General features: G+C 64.2%; 1 pseudogene. It reads right to left on the bottom strand.

Annotated elements, in window-relative coordinates:
- Window positions 1–242, bottom strand: a pseudogene (locus BN358_RS12290) (RNA polymerase subunit sigma-28); the annotation flags it as partial.
- Between the last annotated feature and the right edge of the window lie 138 nt (window positions 243–380).

Genomic DNA, 380 nt, shown 5'->3' with positions numbered 1-380 from the left:
ATGGCCAGGAACAGGGCCATCCGGGCCACTTGAACGAGGTCGTCCCGCTCGGCACCCCGATGGACGTAGCGGTTGGCGAGGGCGTCACACAGGCCGAGATTCAACTCGACCAGTTCTGAGATGACGTCTTCCCGATCCTCGGCGGTGCAGCTGTCCAGACGCTCAAAGAGATCCTCGATGCGCTGTTCACGAGTGTTCTGGGATGGGGTGGGGATGGATGCGGGCGCGATGCCACGTGCCATCGTCTTCTCCTCTCGGAGTGGACGCCGGAGTCGGCACGTGGTTTGACCGCTCTGGACAATTCCCACGCTGGCAGAGCCGGGCGACCCGGTCAATGGGGGTGCGGACTCGACAGGGCGGAAGCGGACGAGGGTCGTACA

The sequence above is a fragment of the Sedimentibacter sp. B4 genome (assembly GCF_000309315.1).
GTDB lineage: Bacteria > Bacillota > Clostridia > Tissierellales > Sedimentibacteraceae > Sedimentibacter > Sedimentibacter saalensis.
Note: the sequence above shows the minus strand (reverse complement) of the source record. Positions and strands in the feature narration are given on the sequence as shown.